The following is a 17,787-nucleotide window of genomic DNA, read 5'->3' as shown; positions in this document are numbered from 1 at the left end:
CGATGGAAAACAAACTTTTATTGATTGACGGAAACTCACTAACGTATCGTGCCTTTTTTGCCTTGCCGCCGATGACGGACGCACAAGGACGTAACACGAACGCCGCTTACGGCTTTACGATGATGTTACTTAAATTACTTGAAGAGGAGCAACCGACGCATATGTTAGTCGCGTTTGATGCTTCGAGCGAAACGTTCCGCCACGATGTGTACCAAGAATACAAGGGAAGTCGGGAAAAGACGCCGTCTGAACTACGGGAGCAGTTCCCGATTGTACGTGATATCTGTGAAGCGCTCGGTATTCAAATGATGGAGCTTCATCGTTATGAAGCAGATGATTTGATTGGAACCCTAGCGCGGACGATGCCGGCAGACCGGACACGGATTGTCACGGGTGATAAAGATTTACTTCAACTCGTCACCGATCAAGTCGAGGTATTGATCACGAAGCGCGGTATCACGGACGTTCAGTGTATGACGGAAGACTTGTTTGCCGAGACGTACGGTGGACTGAAGCCGATTCAAATGATTGATTTAAAAGGGCTGATGGGTGATAAATCGGATAACATTCCCGGGATTCCTGGCATCGGCGAAAAAACAGCGATTAAATTAATTTCTGCGTATGGTTCAGTCGAAGGACTGTATGAGCATGTCGAAGACTTAAAAGGAAAACAAAAAGAGAAGGTCATCGCGAACGAAGACCTTGCCCGGTTGTCGAAAGAACTTGCGACAATCAAACTCGATGTCCCGCTCGACGTCACGTTGCCTGATTTACAAATCAGTGATGTCGATACACAAGTACCGTATTCGTTATTCCAATCGCTCGGGTTTAAATCGTTAACGAATCGTTTTGCTCCTGTCATCAAGGAAGAGGACAAGGAACAATTGAACGTCGAGACGATTACGACACTTCCTTCAGACGTGCAGGATGCTGTCCTCGTCGTCGAGCAGTTGCGCGAAGACTATATGGAAGAAGACATCATCGGTTTTAGTATCGCGACACCGAATCAAATTTATGTCGCTTCTCGTGAATTGGTCGAGGATCCTGCTTTTCGCGAATGGATTGAGTCGGACCATCAAAAAATCTGTCTCGATGCGAAACAAGCTGCTTTTGCGTTACGGAAACATGGTTTAAAACTGCAAGCCTTCGATGACTTGTTACTCGCTGGATACTTATTGAACTTGAGCGGTGGGACGACACTTGCGTCGATTGCCGGTCATTATGCGATGATGGCGCCGAGTGAAGAAGCAGTCCTTGGAAAAGGTGCAAAGCGTAGCGTGCCGACAGACGAACTGTTGCATCCTTATTTGGCAGAAAAAGCACGGATGATTGAGCGGTTGTTCCCGAAAGTACAAGAAGAGCTCAAAGCGAACCAACAATTCGAATTGTATGAAACGCTCGAACGTCCTTTGTCAGGTGTGCTTGCTGAAATGGAGTGGACCGGCATCCGTGTTGATGTCGCGACGTTACAAGAGATGCAACATGATCTTGCAGGACGCTTAACGGATCTTGAGGAATTGATTTATGGTCAAGCGGGTGAAGCGTTCAATATCAACTCACCGAAACAACTTGGCGTCATCCTGTTCGAAAAACTCGAACTTCCTGCCTTTAAGAAAACGAAGACGGGTTATTCGACGGCAGCAGATGTCTTAGAGAAGTTAAGACCACTCCATCCGGTCATCGATCACATCATGCTATATCGTGAGCTGCAAAAACTCCAATCGACGTACGTCGAAGGTTTACAAAAAGTCATCAAAGAAGATGGGAAAATCCATACCCGGTTCGCTCAGACGATCGCCCAAACAGGACGACTCAGTTCCGTTAACCCGAACCTGCAAAATATTCCTGTCCGGATTGAAGAGGGACGTAAGATTCGTAAAGCGTTTGTTCCGAGTCAAGCCGGATGGTCACTGTACGCTGCCGACTATTCACAAATTGAGTTGCGTGTCATGGCGCATATGTCGGAAGATAAAACGCTGGTCGATGCATTCCTGCACGACGCTGACATTCATACGCAAACAGCGAGTAGTGTTTTTTCGGTCGATCCGGGTGATGTGACAGGAAACATGCGTCGCCAAGCGAAAGCTGTCAACTTCGGAATCATTTACGGTATCAGTGATTACGGACTCTCACAAAATTTGAACATCAGTCGAAAAGAAGCACAAGACTTCATCGATCGTTATTTTGAGTTGTTCCCGCAAATCAAGTTATTCATGGATGCTGCAATCGAGAAAGCACGCGCGAATGGATTCGTCGAGACATTGATGAACCGGCGTCGTAATATTCCGGACATCAATTCGAAGAACTTTAACTTACGTGGTTTTGCAGAACGGACGGCAATCAATACACCGATTCAAGGATCGGCGGCAGATATCATCAAAAAAGCGATGCTCGATGTCCATGCTGCGCTTGAAGCGTCACCACTCAAGGCGCGTTTATTGCTTCAAGTACATGATGAATTGATATTTGAAGCACCAGACGAAGAACTGGACGCTTTAAAAGCACTCGTCAAACAAGCGATGGAGCAGACGGTCGAATTGTCAGTGCCGTTACGCGTTGACGGGGATGCGGGGCATTCATGGTACGAAACGAAATAATCTGTTAGAGGAGGAGCTAGTGTGCCTGAATTACCTGAAGTCGAGACCGTCAGACGCAATCTGGAGCGGACGGTCTCTGGAAAAACGATTTCTTCTGTGAAGGTCTTCCATCCGAAGATGATCCGGGGAATGGAAGTTGCACCGTTTGTCGACGCTTTGAAGCAAGAGCGGATCGAACGGGTCGAACGGCGTGGGAAATTTCTTTTATTTGCATTTGAACAGTTTTATCTCGTCAGTCATTTACGAATGGAAGGGAAGTATTTTCCGTATCCCCAAGCGATTGAAAAAGATAAGCATACTCATGTCATCTTTCGATTCACAGACGGCTCAGAGTTGCATTATAACGACGTCCGAAAGTTCGGGACGATGGAGCTGCGGGAAAAAGCGACCGTGATGCAGGTCCCACCACTTGCCCAACTCGAGCGGGAACCGTTTGATCCGACGTTCACGGCGGAAGTCTTAGCCGAAAATCTAATTCGTAAAAAACGCAGCCCGATCAAGACAGCATTGCTCGATCAATCGATCTTTTTAGGACTTGGGAATATCTATGTCGATGAGACGTTGTTCGCGGCACGGATTCATCCGTTAACGAAAGCAGGGGCCTTGACGCTTGACGATATTTCGCGGATTCACGTCGCAGGTGTTGATGTCTTACAAAAAGCCGTCGAAAGTGGCGGCAGTACGATTCGGAGTTATGTCTCGCCATCCGGAAAAGGGGAGTTTCAACTGCAACTTGCTGTGTATGGTCAAACAGGTGTCCCGTGTCCGCGTTGCGGGACAGCGATTGAAAAAATCAAGGTTGGTGGACGTGGGACACACTTCTGCCCGAACTGTCAGCAGGTCGCGTTATGAGAATCGGTTTGACGGGAGGAATCGCGACGGGAAAGAGTACCGTCGCGACGTATCTACAAACGAATGGGATTCCGGTCATCGATGCTGATTTGATCGCGCGGGAAGTCATGGAACCGGATGGACTGGCTTATCAAGATGTGAAAGCGGCCTTTCCGGAAGCATTTGAAGATGGGATATTAATCAGAGCCAAGCTTGGTGAAATTATTTTTCACGATAGTGAAAAACGGAATTTACTGAATGAGTTGATGCATCCGAAGATTCGACAACAGATGCTCGCCCGGGCAGACGAATTGGAACAGCAAGAAGAATCTTTAGTGGTTTTTGATATCCCGCTTTTATTAGAAGGAGATTGGAAACAGCTTGTCGATCAAGTCGTGGTCGTCTATTGTAACGCTTATCTACAATTGGATCGCTTGATGGAACGCAATCAAATGTCACGGGAGGAAGCGCAATCACGTGTGCAATCTCAACTCGATATTGAACAGAAACGTCTCCTCGCCGACTATGTGTTGGTCAACGAAGGAACGGTCGAAGCGTTATACCGACAAATCGATCAGTGGTTAAAAACGTTACCTGTCACGCGTTGAGGTTTGGAGCGAAACAAAATTAAAGAAGCAGAAGTATCGTTTTGGGAGAAGTTGATGACTTCTCTCAACTTTTTTTTGGTTACATAATGAAATCGCTTACATTTCATGATATAGTTCTATCTGTAAACGGAGCATTATCCGTCACATTGAAGGGGGATCCGCACATGGGAGTCAAGGTGGCAGTTAACGGGTTTGGGCGTATTGGTCGAATGGTGTTCCGTCGATTAATCGCTGAGGGGAAAAGTCAGGTCGTCGCAATTAATGCAAGTTATCCACCGGAAACACTCGCGCACTTAATTAAGTACGATACGGTCCATGGAAAGTTTGAATACCCGGTCGAGATTGTCGAGGGTGGTTTGATGATTAATGAACAACTCGTGAGAATCGTCAGCGAACGTAATCCTGAGTTATTACCGTGGGGGGAACTTGAGATTGATGTCGTCGTCGAAGCAACAGGAAAGTTCAATTCGAAAGACGGCGCAAGTAAACATGTGTTGGCGGGAGCAAAAAAAGTCGTCATCACGGCACCGGCGAAAGGGGACATTCGGACAATCGTAATGGGGGTCAACGATGCGATGTACGATCATGAGAACGATCATGTCGTCTCGAATGCATCCTGTACGACGAATTGTCTTGCGCCTGTCGTTCAAGTCATCGATCGGGCATTCGGAATCGAGACGGGACTCGTCACGACGATTCATGCTTTTACGAATGATCAAAATAATATTGATAATCCACATAAGGATTTACGTCGGGCACGGGCTTGTGGATCATCGATTATTCCGACATCCACTGGTGCGGCACGTGCCATTTCGCTCGTTTTACCGCATCTCGAAGGGAAGTTGAACGGGCTTGCGCTCCGCATTCCGACACCGAACGTGTCGCTCGTTGACCTCGTCGTCGAAGTGAGTCGTGATACGACGGTCGCAGAAGTAAATGAAGCGTTCGTGAAAGCAGCTGATGGTGCGTTAGACGGGATTCTAGGGTTGACGATGGAACCGCTCGTTTCGATTGATTTTAACGGGGAAGTCCGTTCGACGGTCGTCGATGGCCTATCGACGATGGTCATGGGTGGACGCCAAGTGAAGGTGCTTGCTTGGTACGACAATGAATGGGGATATTCATGTCGTGTCGTCGATCTCGTTCAGATGATTGGAGCACATATTGAGGCAACAACGGTTGAAAAGGAATTAGAATTAAAATAATTTATATTTTTTAAACCGCTCTATACCAACAGATAGAGCGGTTTTTTAATAAATAGGCGCTGAAATTTAAAATTTATCCTTGTGTATCTTTTTGATACTCGCTATAATTCAAATCGTGAACTTCAATCGGTCTGGCAATCGCAGCTTAAAGGGTTAGGACCTCTCTGGACTAACTTTCCCCCGTGGGTGCGAAAGACTCAGGCGCAAAGTAAGTGATCATGACTATACTTTGAAGACCATTGAATGTAGGGGGGATCCACTAATGGATACTATGGGAAGACACATTATTGCAGAACTTTGGGATTGTAATCCTGAAAAATTAAACGACATGGAGTTTGTCGAACGACTCTTCGTTGACGCAGCACTTCAAGCAGGTGCAGAGGTACGCGAAGTCGCATTCCATAAGTTTGCTCCACACGGAGTAAGCGGCGTCGTCATCATTTCTGAATCGCATTTGACGATTCATAGCTTCCCAGAACACGGATATGCATCAGTTGATGTCTTTACGTGTGGGGATCGCATCGATCCAGCAATCGCAGCGAATTATATCGCTGACGCATTAGATGCAAAAATCCGTGAAAATGTCGAAATTCCGCGTGGCATGGGACCAGTTAAAGTTCCGGCAGCTACGATTCAGCACGTTAACTGACAAAAACACGAACTACCAGCCCTCGTCTTTATGGCGAGGGCTTTTTAATATGTCTGACGTCTGTTATTCTTAATAGTAGAAGAAAACAGAAAAGGTGATGGCGGATGGGATTTAAAGAACGTTTGCAAAAACAACTTGAAACGTCTGATACGCATAAAAACGAAAAATTACGAACGCACTATTATGCTGCGACTCCCGAGATGTTGTTTACAGGTCTTGAGACTGTCGTGGCGAAGCAACACGGAACCGTTAAACGAATTGATGTTGAACGAGGAGAATTATCTTTTCAAGGAACTGGGTTAGATGGACTAGCGACAGTCATCATGGTCGGTTCTGGTAGAACAGCTGTTGATCTATTTTTGCATCGCGAAGGATTACTTGGTCCGGACCTCGAGCAATGGATTGAAACAATCTATCAAGAATTAGATGCGACATACCGATTGAAAATGATTGGAACAAAAGAATTTACGTGAACGGAGGTGCGGCATGCGTTGTCCAGCCTGTAATTATAACGGGACGAAGGTTCTCGATTCGAGACCTGTGCAAGATTTTGGCTCGATTCGGCGCCGTCGTGAATGTGAATCATGTGGTTATCGTTTTACAACATTCGAGATGATTGAACAAACACCACTCATCATCGTGAAAAAGGATGGGACCCGTGACGAATTCAATCGTGATAAAATTTTACGTGGACTCGTCCGTGCATGTGAAAAACGTCCGATTTCAATTGAGCAACTCGAAACGGTCGTCAGTCGTGTCGAAAAAGCCTTACGGGCAACGGCACAACATGAAATTCCGAGTGAACAGGTCGGCCGGCTCGTCTTGAATGAACTCGCTTCTGTTGATGAAGTGGCTTACGTCCGTTTTGCGAGTGTCTATAAACAATTCAAAGACATCAATGTCTTTTTCCAAGAGTTATCTGAACTAATGGAACGCCATCAAGAAAATGAACGTGAAAATTTAACGTAATCGAGGAGAGGTCGTCTGTAGGTCAGAACGCACCTCTCTTTTTCTCACGAAAGAAGGGACGAAACAGATGTTGGAACGTGATGTATCGGGAACGGACTTATGTTTAATCATGAGTAATGGTGTCGTCGATCGTGAAGCTTATCAATCCCTCTATTATTTATATCAGCCGATCATCGGTGTAAAAGCTCTTGGTCTGTACCAAACGTTTTGGAGTGAGATGATTCCTGGTAAAACGAAATCACAATATATCTCACATGCAGAACTAGGAACATTGTTAGGATTTTCTGTTGATGAATTTAAAGAGGAGCTTTTTAAGCTCGAAGGAATTGGATTGATTCGAACATTTGAGGCGAAACAAGCTGCCTATCGTTATGTTTATCAAATTCGCGTCCCGTTAGCACCGAATACGTTCTTGAATGATGGTGTCTTATCAAGCTTACTGTTTTATCGTGTCGGAGAAATCCGCTTTCGAGCACTTCAAAATCGTTTTCGGACGGAGCAGCTACCGAAAAATGTCGTTGACCGGACGGTTCGTTTTGATCAAGTGTTTGATGTCAAAGCAGGACTTGCTTCTGCCCATCAACCAAAATCGTATGCGAAACAAGAACGTGCCGCCTATGAATTTGATTATTCATTCGACTTAGAAGAAATGAAGCGTCAGACCGATCGTTTTCTCCCGAGAAGCTTTTATACGAAATCGATTGACCAATTGTTGCTGAAGCTAGCTTACGTCACACAGTCGAATGAAACCTTGATGGCGGAACTGTTGAATGCCCGCTTCCGGCATGAAGCGTACCTACCAATGACGGACAGTGAGAAGCAAGAGCGCTGTAAACAGATGATGTTATCGGCGAAACAAAAGCTCAGTCGTGATAAAAAAGCGAAGGTCGCTGTCCTCGAAGAAGTCGAAGTCGGTGATTTAAGTGAAAGTGAGACGATGGAAGGGACTCATCCGAAGCACTATGTCGCGAAGTTACGTAAGGTGAAGTCACTTTCTGAACGGGATGAAGAATTGATTCAGCAATTGATCATCGATTATGAAATGTCGTCGGGAATCGTCAATGCTGCCTATTATTACGCACTTGTCATGAAAAAGGACAATCGCTTCAGTAAAAACTTTTTGCTGTCGATTGTCGACGATTGGAAACAGAAAGGTTACGCGACAGCAGCAGAAGCATTAGCGAAAACAAAAGACCAAGACGAATTAATCGCAAAGAAACAGGATCAAAAGCAAGAACGGTCACGCCAAACGGTTGGCGGCAGAAGAGGGCGTCCGAGTTCGACTGGACCGAATCCGAAATGGCTACAAGAAGAAAAAGAGAAACAACAAAAATATGAAGCGACTAAAAAAGCGAGTTTTGAATCCGAAGTACCGGATGATGCAGAGATGGAACGGATTCTGCGTGAACTAAAGGGGAAGTAAAGGAGTAGTGAGATGGAACATATCCAATCATCGATTGAAAAAATCTTGAATCGTCCAGGTGTCGCAGCATCCGTGCGCGCCATTCATGAGCGAGTCCTATCGCATCCAGGTGTCATCGTCTTTTTAAGGACACATCCTGAAATTGATCAACGGACGATTGAGCGAGGGATGTTAAAGCTCAATGAATATGCCGAGCAGATGGACGGTCATCAAGTGATTGAAAAAAAAGCCGTTATCGAAGGCTATCAGCCCGTGCTGCATTTAGAAAAAGGTCAAATCATGGTCGCTTATGAAAAAACGCAAGCACTCAAAGATCGTGAAAATGAACGGGCGCTCGAGAAAAAATTCAAAAGTTTGTTTTTACCGGATGAAGTACGGGACGCGAACTTCAGTGACTTTGATTTGACGACGACGGATCGAAAACTTGCCTTGCGGGCAGCATCACAATTTTTGAATACGATTCGTTCGAAAGAGCAGGTCAAAGGACTGTATCTGCACGGGAGTTTCGGTGTCGGGAAAACGTACCTGCTCGCAGCAATCGGGAATGCGCTCAAAAAAGAGCGTGTTGCGACAATTCTTGTCCATGCGCCGGGATTTGTCTCGGAAGCGAAACGCCGAATCCGGTCTGATAGTTTTGATACGTTCCTCGAGAGTTTTCAGACGGTGCCCGTTTTATTGATTGACGACATCGGGGCGGAGTCGATCAGCCCGTGGGTCCGGGACGAACTGTTCGGGATCATCTTGCAGTACCGGATGATGCATCGCTTGCCGACATTGTTCAGTTCGAATTTATCCTATGATGAACTCGAGCTTCATTTCGGGATTACGAATGATCAAGGAGATAAATTGAAAGCGATGCGATTGATGGAACGCATCCGGACGACGACGAATCCAGTTGAATTTTTAGGTGAAAATCGCCGGCGTTATTAATTTTCCTTGTCAAAGAACTTCATCTTTCGCTATACTTAGTGCACAATCAGTATAGTGAATTGCAAAGATTGAGGATACGAAGGACGAACTGGACCAAACAAGCGAGAGAAGGATGGTGAAAGCTTCTCATGGACTCTATTCGTTTTCTTTACTCCCTCATAGCACAGACGGGGCTAATCCGTTTGCGTCTCACGCCCGTTATCGCGTGTTCGAGCCGGTACATGGAAACATGTTCGGGAACGAGGGTGGTACCACGAGATGAAGACTCGTCCCTTTTTAGAGGGATGGGTCTTTTTTTTATTTAATTTAAGGGGGAAACAGTCATGTCAACTATTGCTCTTACATTTCCAGACGGCGCGGTCAAAGAATTCGCAGCCGGTACAACTGCTGAAGAAGTCGCGGCTTCCATCAGTCCAGGACTCCGTAAAAAGGCATTTGCCGCAAAACTAGACGGTGAAGTCATCGACTACCGACGTCCGATTGAAAAAGACGGTGTCATCGAACTCGTCATGCCAGACTCAGAAGAAGGACTCGATTTGATTCGTCACTCGTCTGCGCACTTGATGGCGCAAGCGATCAAACGTCTTTTCCCGGATGAAACGATTCACCTTGGAATCGGACCGACAATTGAAAACGGCTTTTATTATGACATCGATATGGAACGTCGTTTGACAGAAGAAGATCTTCCGGTCATCGAAAAGATGATGAATAAAATTGCGGGAGAAAACTTGTCCATTGAACGAGAAGTCGTTTCGCGTGATGAAGCTTTAAACATCTATAAGGAACTGAATGACCCGCTTAAAATCGAATTGATTGAATCGATTCCAGCCGATCAAGATTTGACACTCTATCGCCAAGGCGAGTTCTTCGACTTATGCCGTGGTCCACACGTCCCGGCGACTGCGAAGCTGCAAGTCTTCAAATTGATGAGCATCGCAGGTGCTTACTGGCGTGGTGATTCAAAAAATAAAATGCTGCAACGGATTTACGGGACAGCCTGGGCAACAAAAGACCAACTGAAACAACACTTACACTTCTTGGCAGAAGCAAAAGAACGTGATCACCGGAAACTCGGAAAAGAACTTGATTTGTTCTTCACATCGCAAGACGTCGGTCAAGGGTTACCAATGTGGTTACCAAAAGGGGCGGCCATCCGTCGTACTGTCGAACGGTACATCGTCGATAAAGAGCTCGAACTGGGTTATGAACATGTCTACACACCTGTGCTCGGTTCAGTTGAGTTGTATAAGACGTCAGGTCACTGGGATCACTATCAAGATGACATGTTCCCGAAAATGGAGATGGATAATGAAGAACTCGTTCTTCGGCCGATGAACTGTCCGCACCACATGATGATTTATAAAAATGAGCCACGCTCATACCGTGACTTACCACTCCGTGTCGCAGAACTTGGTGGCATGCACCGCTATGAAATGTCAGGTGCACTGACGGGGCTACAACGCGTGCGTTACATGGTCCTAAACGACGGGCATACATTCGTCCGTCCGGATCAAATGAAAGATGAGTTTAAAGCCATCGTTCACTTGATTCAAGAAGTCTACGCGGACTTCGGGATTACCGATTATAAATTCCGTCTGTCTTACCGTGACCCGGCAGATAAGGAAAAGTATTTCGACAACGATGCGATTTGGGAAATGGCGCAACGTGAGTTGAAAGAAACGATGGATGAACTTGAACTGGAATATTTCGAAGCAGAAGGTGAAGCCGCGTTTTACGGTCCGAAGCTCGATGTTCAAGTCCGGACAGCACTCGGTAAGGATGAGACACTGTCGACAGTTCAGCTCGACTTCTTGTTACCGGAGCGCTTTGAATTGACGTATAAAGGAAATGACGGACAAGACCATCGTCCGGTCGTCTTGCACCGTGGTGTCGTTTCGACAATGGAACGTTTCGTTGCGTACTTGATCGAAGAATACAAAGGGGCATTCCCGACATGGCTCGCACCGGTCCAAGTCAAATTGATTCCGGTCTCACGGGCACAGGAAGACTATGCACGTGAAATTAAAGCGATGCTCTTGAAAAAAGGGATCCGGATTGAAACGGACTTCCGCGATGAGAAGCTCGGTTACCGCATCCGTGAAGCACAGATGAACAAAATCCCGGTCATGCTCGTACTCGGGGATAAAGAAGTGGAGTCACGGGAAGTCAACATCCGTCGTTATGGCTCGAAAGATTCAAGCAATGCCTCGCTTGAGCAATTCGTTGCTGATTTAGAAGCAGAGATTGCCAACCGTTCGAAGTAATCAATAATAAGCTGAATCGGTTAGCACGACACAAGTCAGCTTTCCTGTCCGTCACGGGCACGGGAAGGCTGGCTTTTTCTTGCATCCGGGAGGAATCGCAGCTTAACCCGATGGATTTTGGAGAAATTTTCGAGTCCACCCGTTTTGTATCTACAGAGTTTTTGAGAAACGACCGATACATGGATGAGAGGGGTGGAACGGTTGAAGAAATTAATTTTAGTGTGTCTTTGTGCGATGTCGTTTACCTTCATTGCGCCGGACATCGAACGAGTCGAAAGTATGAAAACATACCGGATTACACCTCGGACAGAGCCGATTGATTCTGTTTTACGAAAGTATTCGACATATAATGAAAAAACAAAAAACTATTATACGTTGCGGTCTTATTTAGAAAAAATTGAGGCGGAAGGCGGTGGGACACTGATCTTAGCGAAAGGAACGTATCTGTCGCCGATTCGTGTGGGGGTTCCATCGAATACAACGATTCGTCTAGAAGATGGTGTCATCATTAAAAAGACATTCGATACCGGGACGACGAAAATCGCAGCAACAACAAGTGTCTTCGACCTCGTTCCACCATCCGTTTTGCGTCTGAAGACAACGGTCGGAAAATATAACGGTTCGAATTATGTGACGATTGAAGGTCAGGGCAATGCACAAATCGATTTAAGTCATCTCGCTAGAGGCGCAGCCTTTGCGATTGCCCATAACGCGAATCTTTACATCGGTGGACTGACGATTCGTAACCAAAACGGTTCACACGCGATTGAGTTAGATGCAACGAATCATGCTGTGATAGAAAATATGGCATTCATCAATGCGACGATGATTAAAAATACGGGACCCAATGAATCAATTAATTTAGATACACCTGATCCGGTAACACAAGGATTTCGATGGAAGTGGTCTGCGCAGGATCGGACACCGAATCAAAATATTGTGATTCGAAACAATACGTTCAAAAACATAAATGTCGCAATCGGTACCCACCAGTACTCGCAAGACCGTCCGCATCAGAATATTCGAATTGAATACAATACGATTGATGGTACGAAAGATCACGCGATTTCGATGATGAATTGGGAGAAGGCGATCGTTCAAATGAATACAATCCGAAACGTTCATCGAGCAGATGGAAAGGCGATCGCGATTCTCGGACGCGGTGTCGTTGGTGGAATCATCAAAGGTAATAAGATTGAAAATACAGATCGTGCGATCCAGATGCAACCACATCAAAGTAATGGATTTAAACCCGTCTATAATCGATTTACGGATGCTGAAAAGCTGAATCTTCGTAAAAATAAAATCAAAGAAGTCAAAGTAGGGCAAGTCGTACTTTATTCAAAGTTGAATAATTTTTCAGTAGAGACATCAGAACGGTTCAATTTTGTCCCATGAAGCATATAAATTCCATATTGAAGCGAAACGTGACAAGTGATTGCTGCAAAAAGAAGAACTGGTCATCCTATGTAAAAGTCTTCTGTCAGTAGTGTTTCTATAATTAAAAACAGCCCACTCCCGATTCAGGAGTAGGCTGTTCGTTTATACGGCTTATTATTTTTGCATTTGTTGCAAGAACGGTTTGATGTCGACGTTCAATGCTTTCGATAACTTTTCACCGAGTGACGCATCGGCACGGTAGAAGTTACAGATTGCGAGTAAGACCGTGTTTTCGTGACGTACTTGTTGAAGGTCATTCACAAGGTTATTGAGAAGAGCCATCTGTTCTTCTTCCGTCATACGACGGTAGACTTCACCAGCTTGGCCGAAGTTATTCGTTTTCTCGATTTCGAGACGGCCATGAATGTCATCATGGAGTGGTTGTGTGTCTTCCGTATACTCAGGTGTTTGTTTCGGTTCATCTTGGTAACGGTTTGGTTCGTAGTTGACTGAACTTGTTTGCTGCTTAAACGGCATTGCACCATCACGCTGGTAGTTGTTGACTTGAGCGAACGGGCAGTTGATTGGAAGCTGTTGATAGTTCGGTCCAATCCGGTGACGCTGTGTATCGGAGTAAGAGAATAAACGGCCTTGAAGTAGTTTATCTTCAGATGGTAACATACCCGGTACAAGGACACCTGGGTTGAAACCGACTGATTCCGTTTCAGCAAAGTAGTTGTCGACGTTTTTGTTTAATGTCATCGTTCCGACGTGTTGGAATGGAATGACATCTTCGAACCAGTCTTTTGTAGCGTCAAGTGGGTCGAAGTCGAAGTTTTCGACATCAGCAGGATCGAGTACTTGGACGAAAAGATCCCATTCTGGGAAATCGCCATTTTCGATAGCTTGGAATGTATCGTTAGACGCATGATTAAAATCTTTTCCTTGTACTTCGGTTGCTTCGTCGGCAGATAAATTATGAACGCCTTCTTTTGGTACCCAACGTAACTTGATGTAGACCGTGTTACCGTGTGCGTTTACCCATTTGAATGAGTGAACAGAAGAACCACGCATTTTACGGTAGCTCGCTGGAATTCCTTCATCTGTGAAGAGGTGCATCAACATATTCGTTGATTCAGGGCGAAGTGTCATGAAATCCCAGTAACGATCAGGATCTTGGATGTTTGTCCGTGGATCCGGTTTTAATGAATGAACCATGTCCGGGAACTTCATTGCATCTCGAATGAAGAAGACCGGTAAGTTGTTACCGACGAAATCCCAGTTTCCTTCTTCTGTATAGAATTTAACAGAGAAGCCGCGTGGATCACGGAGTGTTTCAGGAGAGTGTGTACCATGAATGACGGTAGAGAAGCGGGCAAAGACAGGGACTTCCGTTCCTTCTTCTTGTAGGAAAGCCGCTTTTGTATATTTTTTCATCGAATTTTTTACTTTAAAGACACCGTGTGCGCCGAAGCCACGTGCGTGTACAACGCGTTCCGGTACGCGCTCACGGTCAAAGTGAGCAATTTTTTCGATTAATTGATAGTCTTCTAATAAAGTAGGTCCGCGACGTCCAGCTGTACGTGAGTTTTGGTTGTCCCCAATCGGCACACCCTGATTCGTCGTTAATTTCTTTTCGTTTTCATTCATTATTTTAACTCCCCCTTATGTAAGATTAAAACAATTATAAAACAATAATCATTCTAAATAAAGAAATAAGCACTATTCAAATAAATAATTTTTAGCACAAGATAAATTTACCCATTCATTTCTAATCAGAAACTTCTTGCTAAACGAACTTAGGATTGCTATTATAATCAAGTATGTGAGCAACGTGCTAATTGAACTGATAAAGCGGCTTGACATCACGGGAAAGTAAGTGCTATGATAGCAAAGTGAAATGACAACAAAGCAGAAGCATCCCGCTTCTCACCATGTACAGGTTGCTGTGCTGGTCCATCATGATGATATGTGATAGTAGAGTGTTCTCTGACTATTGTATTCTTTATGAGTGTGGGCGGGAAAAACTGCCGACGCTTTTTTTATAGCGTTTTATATCATTCATTTTTCGTGCTCTGCACGATGGAGGTGCTAACCATTAGCAAAGATCTGTTAATCAATGAAGGCATCCGCGCTCGAGAAGTTCGTCTTATCGGAGCGGATGGTGCACAACTTGGAGTCCAATCACGCACTGAGGCATTGCGTCTCGCTGAGGAAGCTGACCTTGACCTCGTCATGGTCGCACCACAAGCAACGCCGCCTGTATGTAAAATCATGGACTACGGTAAATACCGTTTCGAGTTGCAAAAGAAGGACAAAGAAACTCGGAAGAATCAGAAAGTGATTCAGATGAAAGAAGTCCGTCTCAGCCCAACAATCGAGGAGAATGACTTCCAAACGAAATTCCGTAATGCGAAGAAATTCTTGGAGAATGGTAACAAAGTGAAAGCGAGTATTCGCTTCCGCGGACGTGCCATCACTCACTCGGAAATCGGTAGACGTGTCCTTGAACGTCTCGCTACGGATTTAAGCGAGTTCGGTGTAGTTGAACAGAGACCGAAGATGGAAGGACGCAGCATGTTCTTAGTGCTTGCTCCAAAGAAAGAAGACTAATCGAATCGAAGTAGGAGGGAATCTCTCATGCCTAAAATGAAATCGCACCGCGGTGCTTCTAAGCGTTTCAAACGTACTGCTTCTGGCAAATTGAAACGTGGTCGTGCTTACACAAGCCACTTATTCGGTAACAAATCAACTAAAGCGAAACGTAAATTACGTAAAGCTAGCATGGTATCATCGGGTGACTTCAAACGCATCCGTCACATGATCGCGAAGTAATTTATTCAATCGTACACAGATTTAGGAGGGAATTTATATGCCACGCGTAAAAGGCGGATATACGACTCGTCAACGTCGTAAAAAACAACTCAAATTAGCTAAGGGCTATTACGGCTCGAAACATACACTCTTCAAGGTAGCGAAACAGCAAGTCATGAAATCTCTCATGTATGCTTACCGTGACCGTCGTCAAAAGAAACGTGACTTCCGTCGCCTCTGGATCACTCGGATCAATGCGGCTGCACGTATCAACGGTCTTTCTTATAGCCGCATGATGCATGGTCTCAAACTTGCGGGTATCGACATCAACCGTAAGATGCTTGCTGACCTCGCAGTTACAGATTCAGCTGCATTTGCTTCACTTGCTGACTCAGCAAAAGCAAAATTGAACGCTTAAGTTCTACAATTCGTCGGGGAATTTAATTCTCCGGCGTTTTTTTTTGAGGAATGCTAAAATAGGTGATAGGCAGAAGTTTATGTCTACGTTTTATTTTTTTGGATAGAAGGAGAATTAAGATGGACTGGTTGACACTTTTTGAGATGCAGGAACAGTTAGATAAACGAATCCAGTCAGAACATAATTTGACCGGGAATCAGTTTGATGAGCGGTTGCTTGCCCTATTAGTAGAGTTAGGCGAACTGGCGAATGAAACACGTTGCTTTAAATTCTGGTCGACAAAGGGACCATCAGCACAAGTTACGATTCTTGAGGAATATGTCGATGGCGTCCATTTCCTCCTATCGCTCGGTCTAGCTCTTGATTATAAGAAAGATCGATTCGTTGAAGGGGATTATTACTTGACTGCGACAGACGCGTTTTTAGATGTTTACAATAAAACAAATGTGTTCGCGATTTCAAGAACAGAACAAAGTTACGATGTTTTAATTGGTGCATACCTAGCATTAGGTGCTACACTTGGTTTTACACAAGAAATGATTTTCAAGGCTTATGTTTCAAAAAACGAGGCGAATCATGTTCGCCAAGACAACGGTTACTGAGGAGGAAATCAGATGAATGAACAATTACATATGTTGAAGCGTCTAACGGATGCAACAGGAGTACCCGGGAACGAGAAAGAAGTACGCCAGCTCATGCGGGAGTATCTAGAACCTCACGCTGAAGCATTCCATCAAGATGGGTTAGGTAGCTTATTCGCGGAACACAAAGGGGCAGAAGATGATGCGCCTCGTATTTTAATTGCCGGTCACATGGATGAAGTTGGATTCATGGTGACGAAGGTGGATGAAAAAGGGTTTCTCCGCTTCCAACCACTCGGTGGTTGGTGGGGACAAGTGCTTCTGGCACAGCGTATGAACATTGTGACATCATCTGGAGAAGTCATTCCAGGCGTAATCGGTGCGAAACCACCTCATGTTTTACCACCGGAAGCGCGCAATAAACCAGTCGATATTAAAGAAATGTTTATTGATATCGGTGCTACTTCAAAAGAAGAAGTCGAAGGTTGGGGAATCCGACCAGGAGATACGGTCGTTCCACATTGCGAATTTACTGTGATGAAAAATGAGAATTTCTTGATGGCAAAAGCTTGGGACAATCGGATTGGCTGCGCGATTGCGATTGAAGCCATCAAACGTTTAAAAGAAGAAGGACATCCGAACACGATTTTTGCAGGAGCAACGGTGCAAGAAGAAGTTGGGCTTCGTGGCGCGCAAACGGCTGCGAACTTGATTCATCCATCGATTGCATTTGCTGTTGACACAGGAATCCCTGGTGATACACCAGGAATGACGGATCGCGAAGCATTGTCAAAACTTGGAGAAGGTGTACAAGTCATCATGTTTGATGCGACGATGATCGCACACCGTGGATTAATCGATTTCGTCACAGGTGTCGCAAAAGAAGAAAACATTAAATATCAATTGGACCTAACACCGGGTGGTGGGACGGATGCTGCGAAATTCCATTTATCGAACACAGGAGTTCCTTCGCTCGCATTGACAGTACCAATCCGTTACTTGCATACGAACGTTTCCATTATGCATAAAGCAGATTTCGAAGCAGCAGTCGATTTAATCGTTGCCGTTACGAAACGTTTAGATACGCAAGCAGTCCAAGCGATTTACGAGGGGTAAAC

General features: G+C 45.2%; 17 protein-coding genes. 16 read left to right on the top strand and 1 reads right to left on the bottom strand.

The features are described 5' to 3' along the window. The first annotated feature begins 2 nt into the window (after positions 1-2). From polA to KNP96_RS02425, 11 genes are all read left to right on the top strand, one after another. Positions 3-2,597, top strand: coding sequence for a DNA polymerase I (gene polA / locus KNP96_RS02475; RefSeq protein ID WP_088837601.1), 2,595 nt, complete (start codon positions 3-5; stop codon positions 2,595-2,597). Positions 2,598-2,618: 21 nt separating this feature from the next. Then, on the top strand, positions 2,619-3,449 hold the full coding sequence (mutM, locus tag KNP96_RS02470) for a DNA-formamidopyrimidine glycosylase (protein ID WP_088837600.1): 831 nt from the start codon (positions 2,619-2,621) through the stop codon (positions 3,447-3,449). Next, a complete protein-coding gene (coaE, locus tag KNP96_RS02465) occupies positions 3,446-4,036 on the top strand; it encodes a dephospho-CoA kinase (protein WP_088837599.1) in 591 nt (196 codons plus the stop codon). Before mutM ends, coaE begins: the two co-directional genes overlap by 4 nt. A gap of 164 nt (positions 4,037-4,200) precedes the next feature. Then, on the top strand, positions 4,201-5,241 hold the full coding sequence (locus KNP96_RS02460) for a glyceraldehyde-3-phosphate dehydrogenase (RefSeq protein WP_088837598.1): 1,041 nt from the start codon (positions 4,201-4,203) through the stop codon (positions 5,239-5,241). 262 nt (positions 5,242-5,503) lie between these two features. Beyond that, on the top strand, positions 5,504-5,890 hold the full coding sequence (gene speD, locus KNP96_RS02455; protein WP_029331133.1) for an adenosylmethionine decarboxylase: 387 nt from the start codon (positions 5,504-5,506) through the stop codon (positions 5,888-5,890). 104 nt (positions 5,891-5,994) lie between these two features. Continuing rightward, positions 5,995-6,363: a hypothetical protein gene (locus KNP96_RS02450; protein ID WP_088837597.1), complete on the top strand. Its 369-nt coding sequence runs from the start codon at positions 5,995-5,997 to the stop codon at positions 6,361-6,363. A gap of 13 nt (positions 6,364-6,376) precedes the next feature. Then, positions 6,377-6,859, top strand: coding sequence for a transcriptional regulator NrdR (gene nrdR, locus KNP96_RS02445; RefSeq protein ID WP_088837596.1), 483 nt, complete (start codon positions 6,377-6,379; stop codon positions 6,857-6,859). A gap of 67 nt (positions 6,860-6,926) precedes the next feature. Next, a complete protein-coding gene (locus tag KNP96_RS02440; RefSeq protein WP_088837595.1) occupies positions 6,927-8,282 on the top strand; it encodes a replication initiation and membrane attachment family protein in 1,356 nt (451 codons plus the stop codon). Between the two features lie 12 nt (positions 8,283-8,294). After that, the gene (gene dnaI, locus KNP96_RS02435) at positions 8,295-9,212 is read left to right on the top strand and encodes a primosomal protein DnaI (protein WP_214766556.1); all 918 of its coding nucleotides are present in this window, start codon (positions 8,295-8,297) and stop codon (positions 9,210-9,212) included. Between the two features lie 323 nt (positions 9,213-9,535). Next, positions 9,536-11,476, top strand: coding sequence for a threonine--tRNA ligase (thrS, locus tag KNP96_RS02430; RefSeq protein ID WP_088837593.1), 1,941 nt, complete (start codon positions 9,536-9,538; stop codon positions 11,474-11,476). Positions 11,477-11,677: 201 nt separating this feature from the next. Then, positions 11,678-12,874 (top strand): glycoside hydrolase family protein, encoded by a 1,197-nt coding sequence (locus KNP96_RS02425; protein ID WP_251132185.1) that lies wholly within the window; start codon positions 11,678-11,680, stop codon positions 12,872-12,874. A gap of 156 nt (positions 12,875-13,030) precedes the next feature. Here the strand turns inward: KNP96_RS02425 and KNP96_RS02420 are convergent, their stop codons facing one another. Further along, positions 13,031-14,506, bottom strand: coding sequence for a catalase (locus KNP96_RS02420; protein WP_088837592.1), 1,476 nt, complete (start codon positions 14,504-14,506; stop codon positions 13,031-13,033). Between the two features lie 432 nt (positions 14,507-14,938). Between KNP96_RS02420 and infC the strand changes: the two genes are divergently transcribed. The 5 genes from infC (at position 14,939) to KNP96_RS02395 (ending at position 17,785) form a co-directional block, all read left to right on the top strand. Then, the gene (gene infC / locus KNP96_RS02415) at positions 14,939-15,469 is read left to right on the top strand and encodes a translation initiation factor IF-3 (protein ID WP_029331126.1); all 531 of its coding nucleotides are present in this window, start codon (positions 14,939-14,941) and stop codon (positions 15,467-15,469) included. A gap of 27 nt (positions 15,470-15,496) precedes the next feature. Further along, positions 15,497-15,691: a 50S ribosomal protein L35 gene (gene rpmI, locus KNP96_RS02410; protein WP_012371058.1), complete on the top strand. Its 195-nt coding sequence runs from the start codon at positions 15,497-15,499 to the stop codon at positions 15,689-15,691. A 37-nt stretch (positions 15,692-15,728) separates the two neighbouring features. Next, complete coding sequence (rplT, locus tag KNP96_RS02405; RefSeq protein WP_088837591.1) at positions 15,729-16,088, top strand: 50S ribosomal protein L20; 360 nt, start codon at positions 15,729-15,731, stop codon at positions 16,086-16,088. Between the two features lie 119 nt (positions 16,089-16,207). Continuing rightward, positions 16,208-16,690 (top strand): dUTP diphosphatase, encoded by a 483-nt coding sequence (locus KNP96_RS02400; protein WP_214766554.1) that lies wholly within the window; start codon positions 16,208-16,210, stop codon positions 16,688-16,690. A 12-nt stretch (positions 16,691-16,702) separates the two neighbouring features. After that, positions 16,703-17,785, top strand: coding sequence for a M42 family metallopeptidase (locus KNP96_RS02395; protein WP_159173066.1), 1,083 nt, complete (start codon positions 16,703-16,705; stop codon positions 17,783-17,785). The last annotated feature ends 2 nt before the right edge of the window (positions 17,786-17,787 follow it).

The organism is Exiguobacterium sp. s133, from assembly GCF_018618595.1.
GTDB classification, from domain to species: domain Bacteria; phylum Bacillota; class Bacilli; order Exiguobacteriales; family Exiguobacteriaceae; genus Exiguobacterium_A; species Exiguobacterium_A oxidotolerans.
The sequence above is the reverse complement of the archived record's forward strand: the minus strand, read 5'-3'. Positions and strand labels throughout refer to the sequence as shown.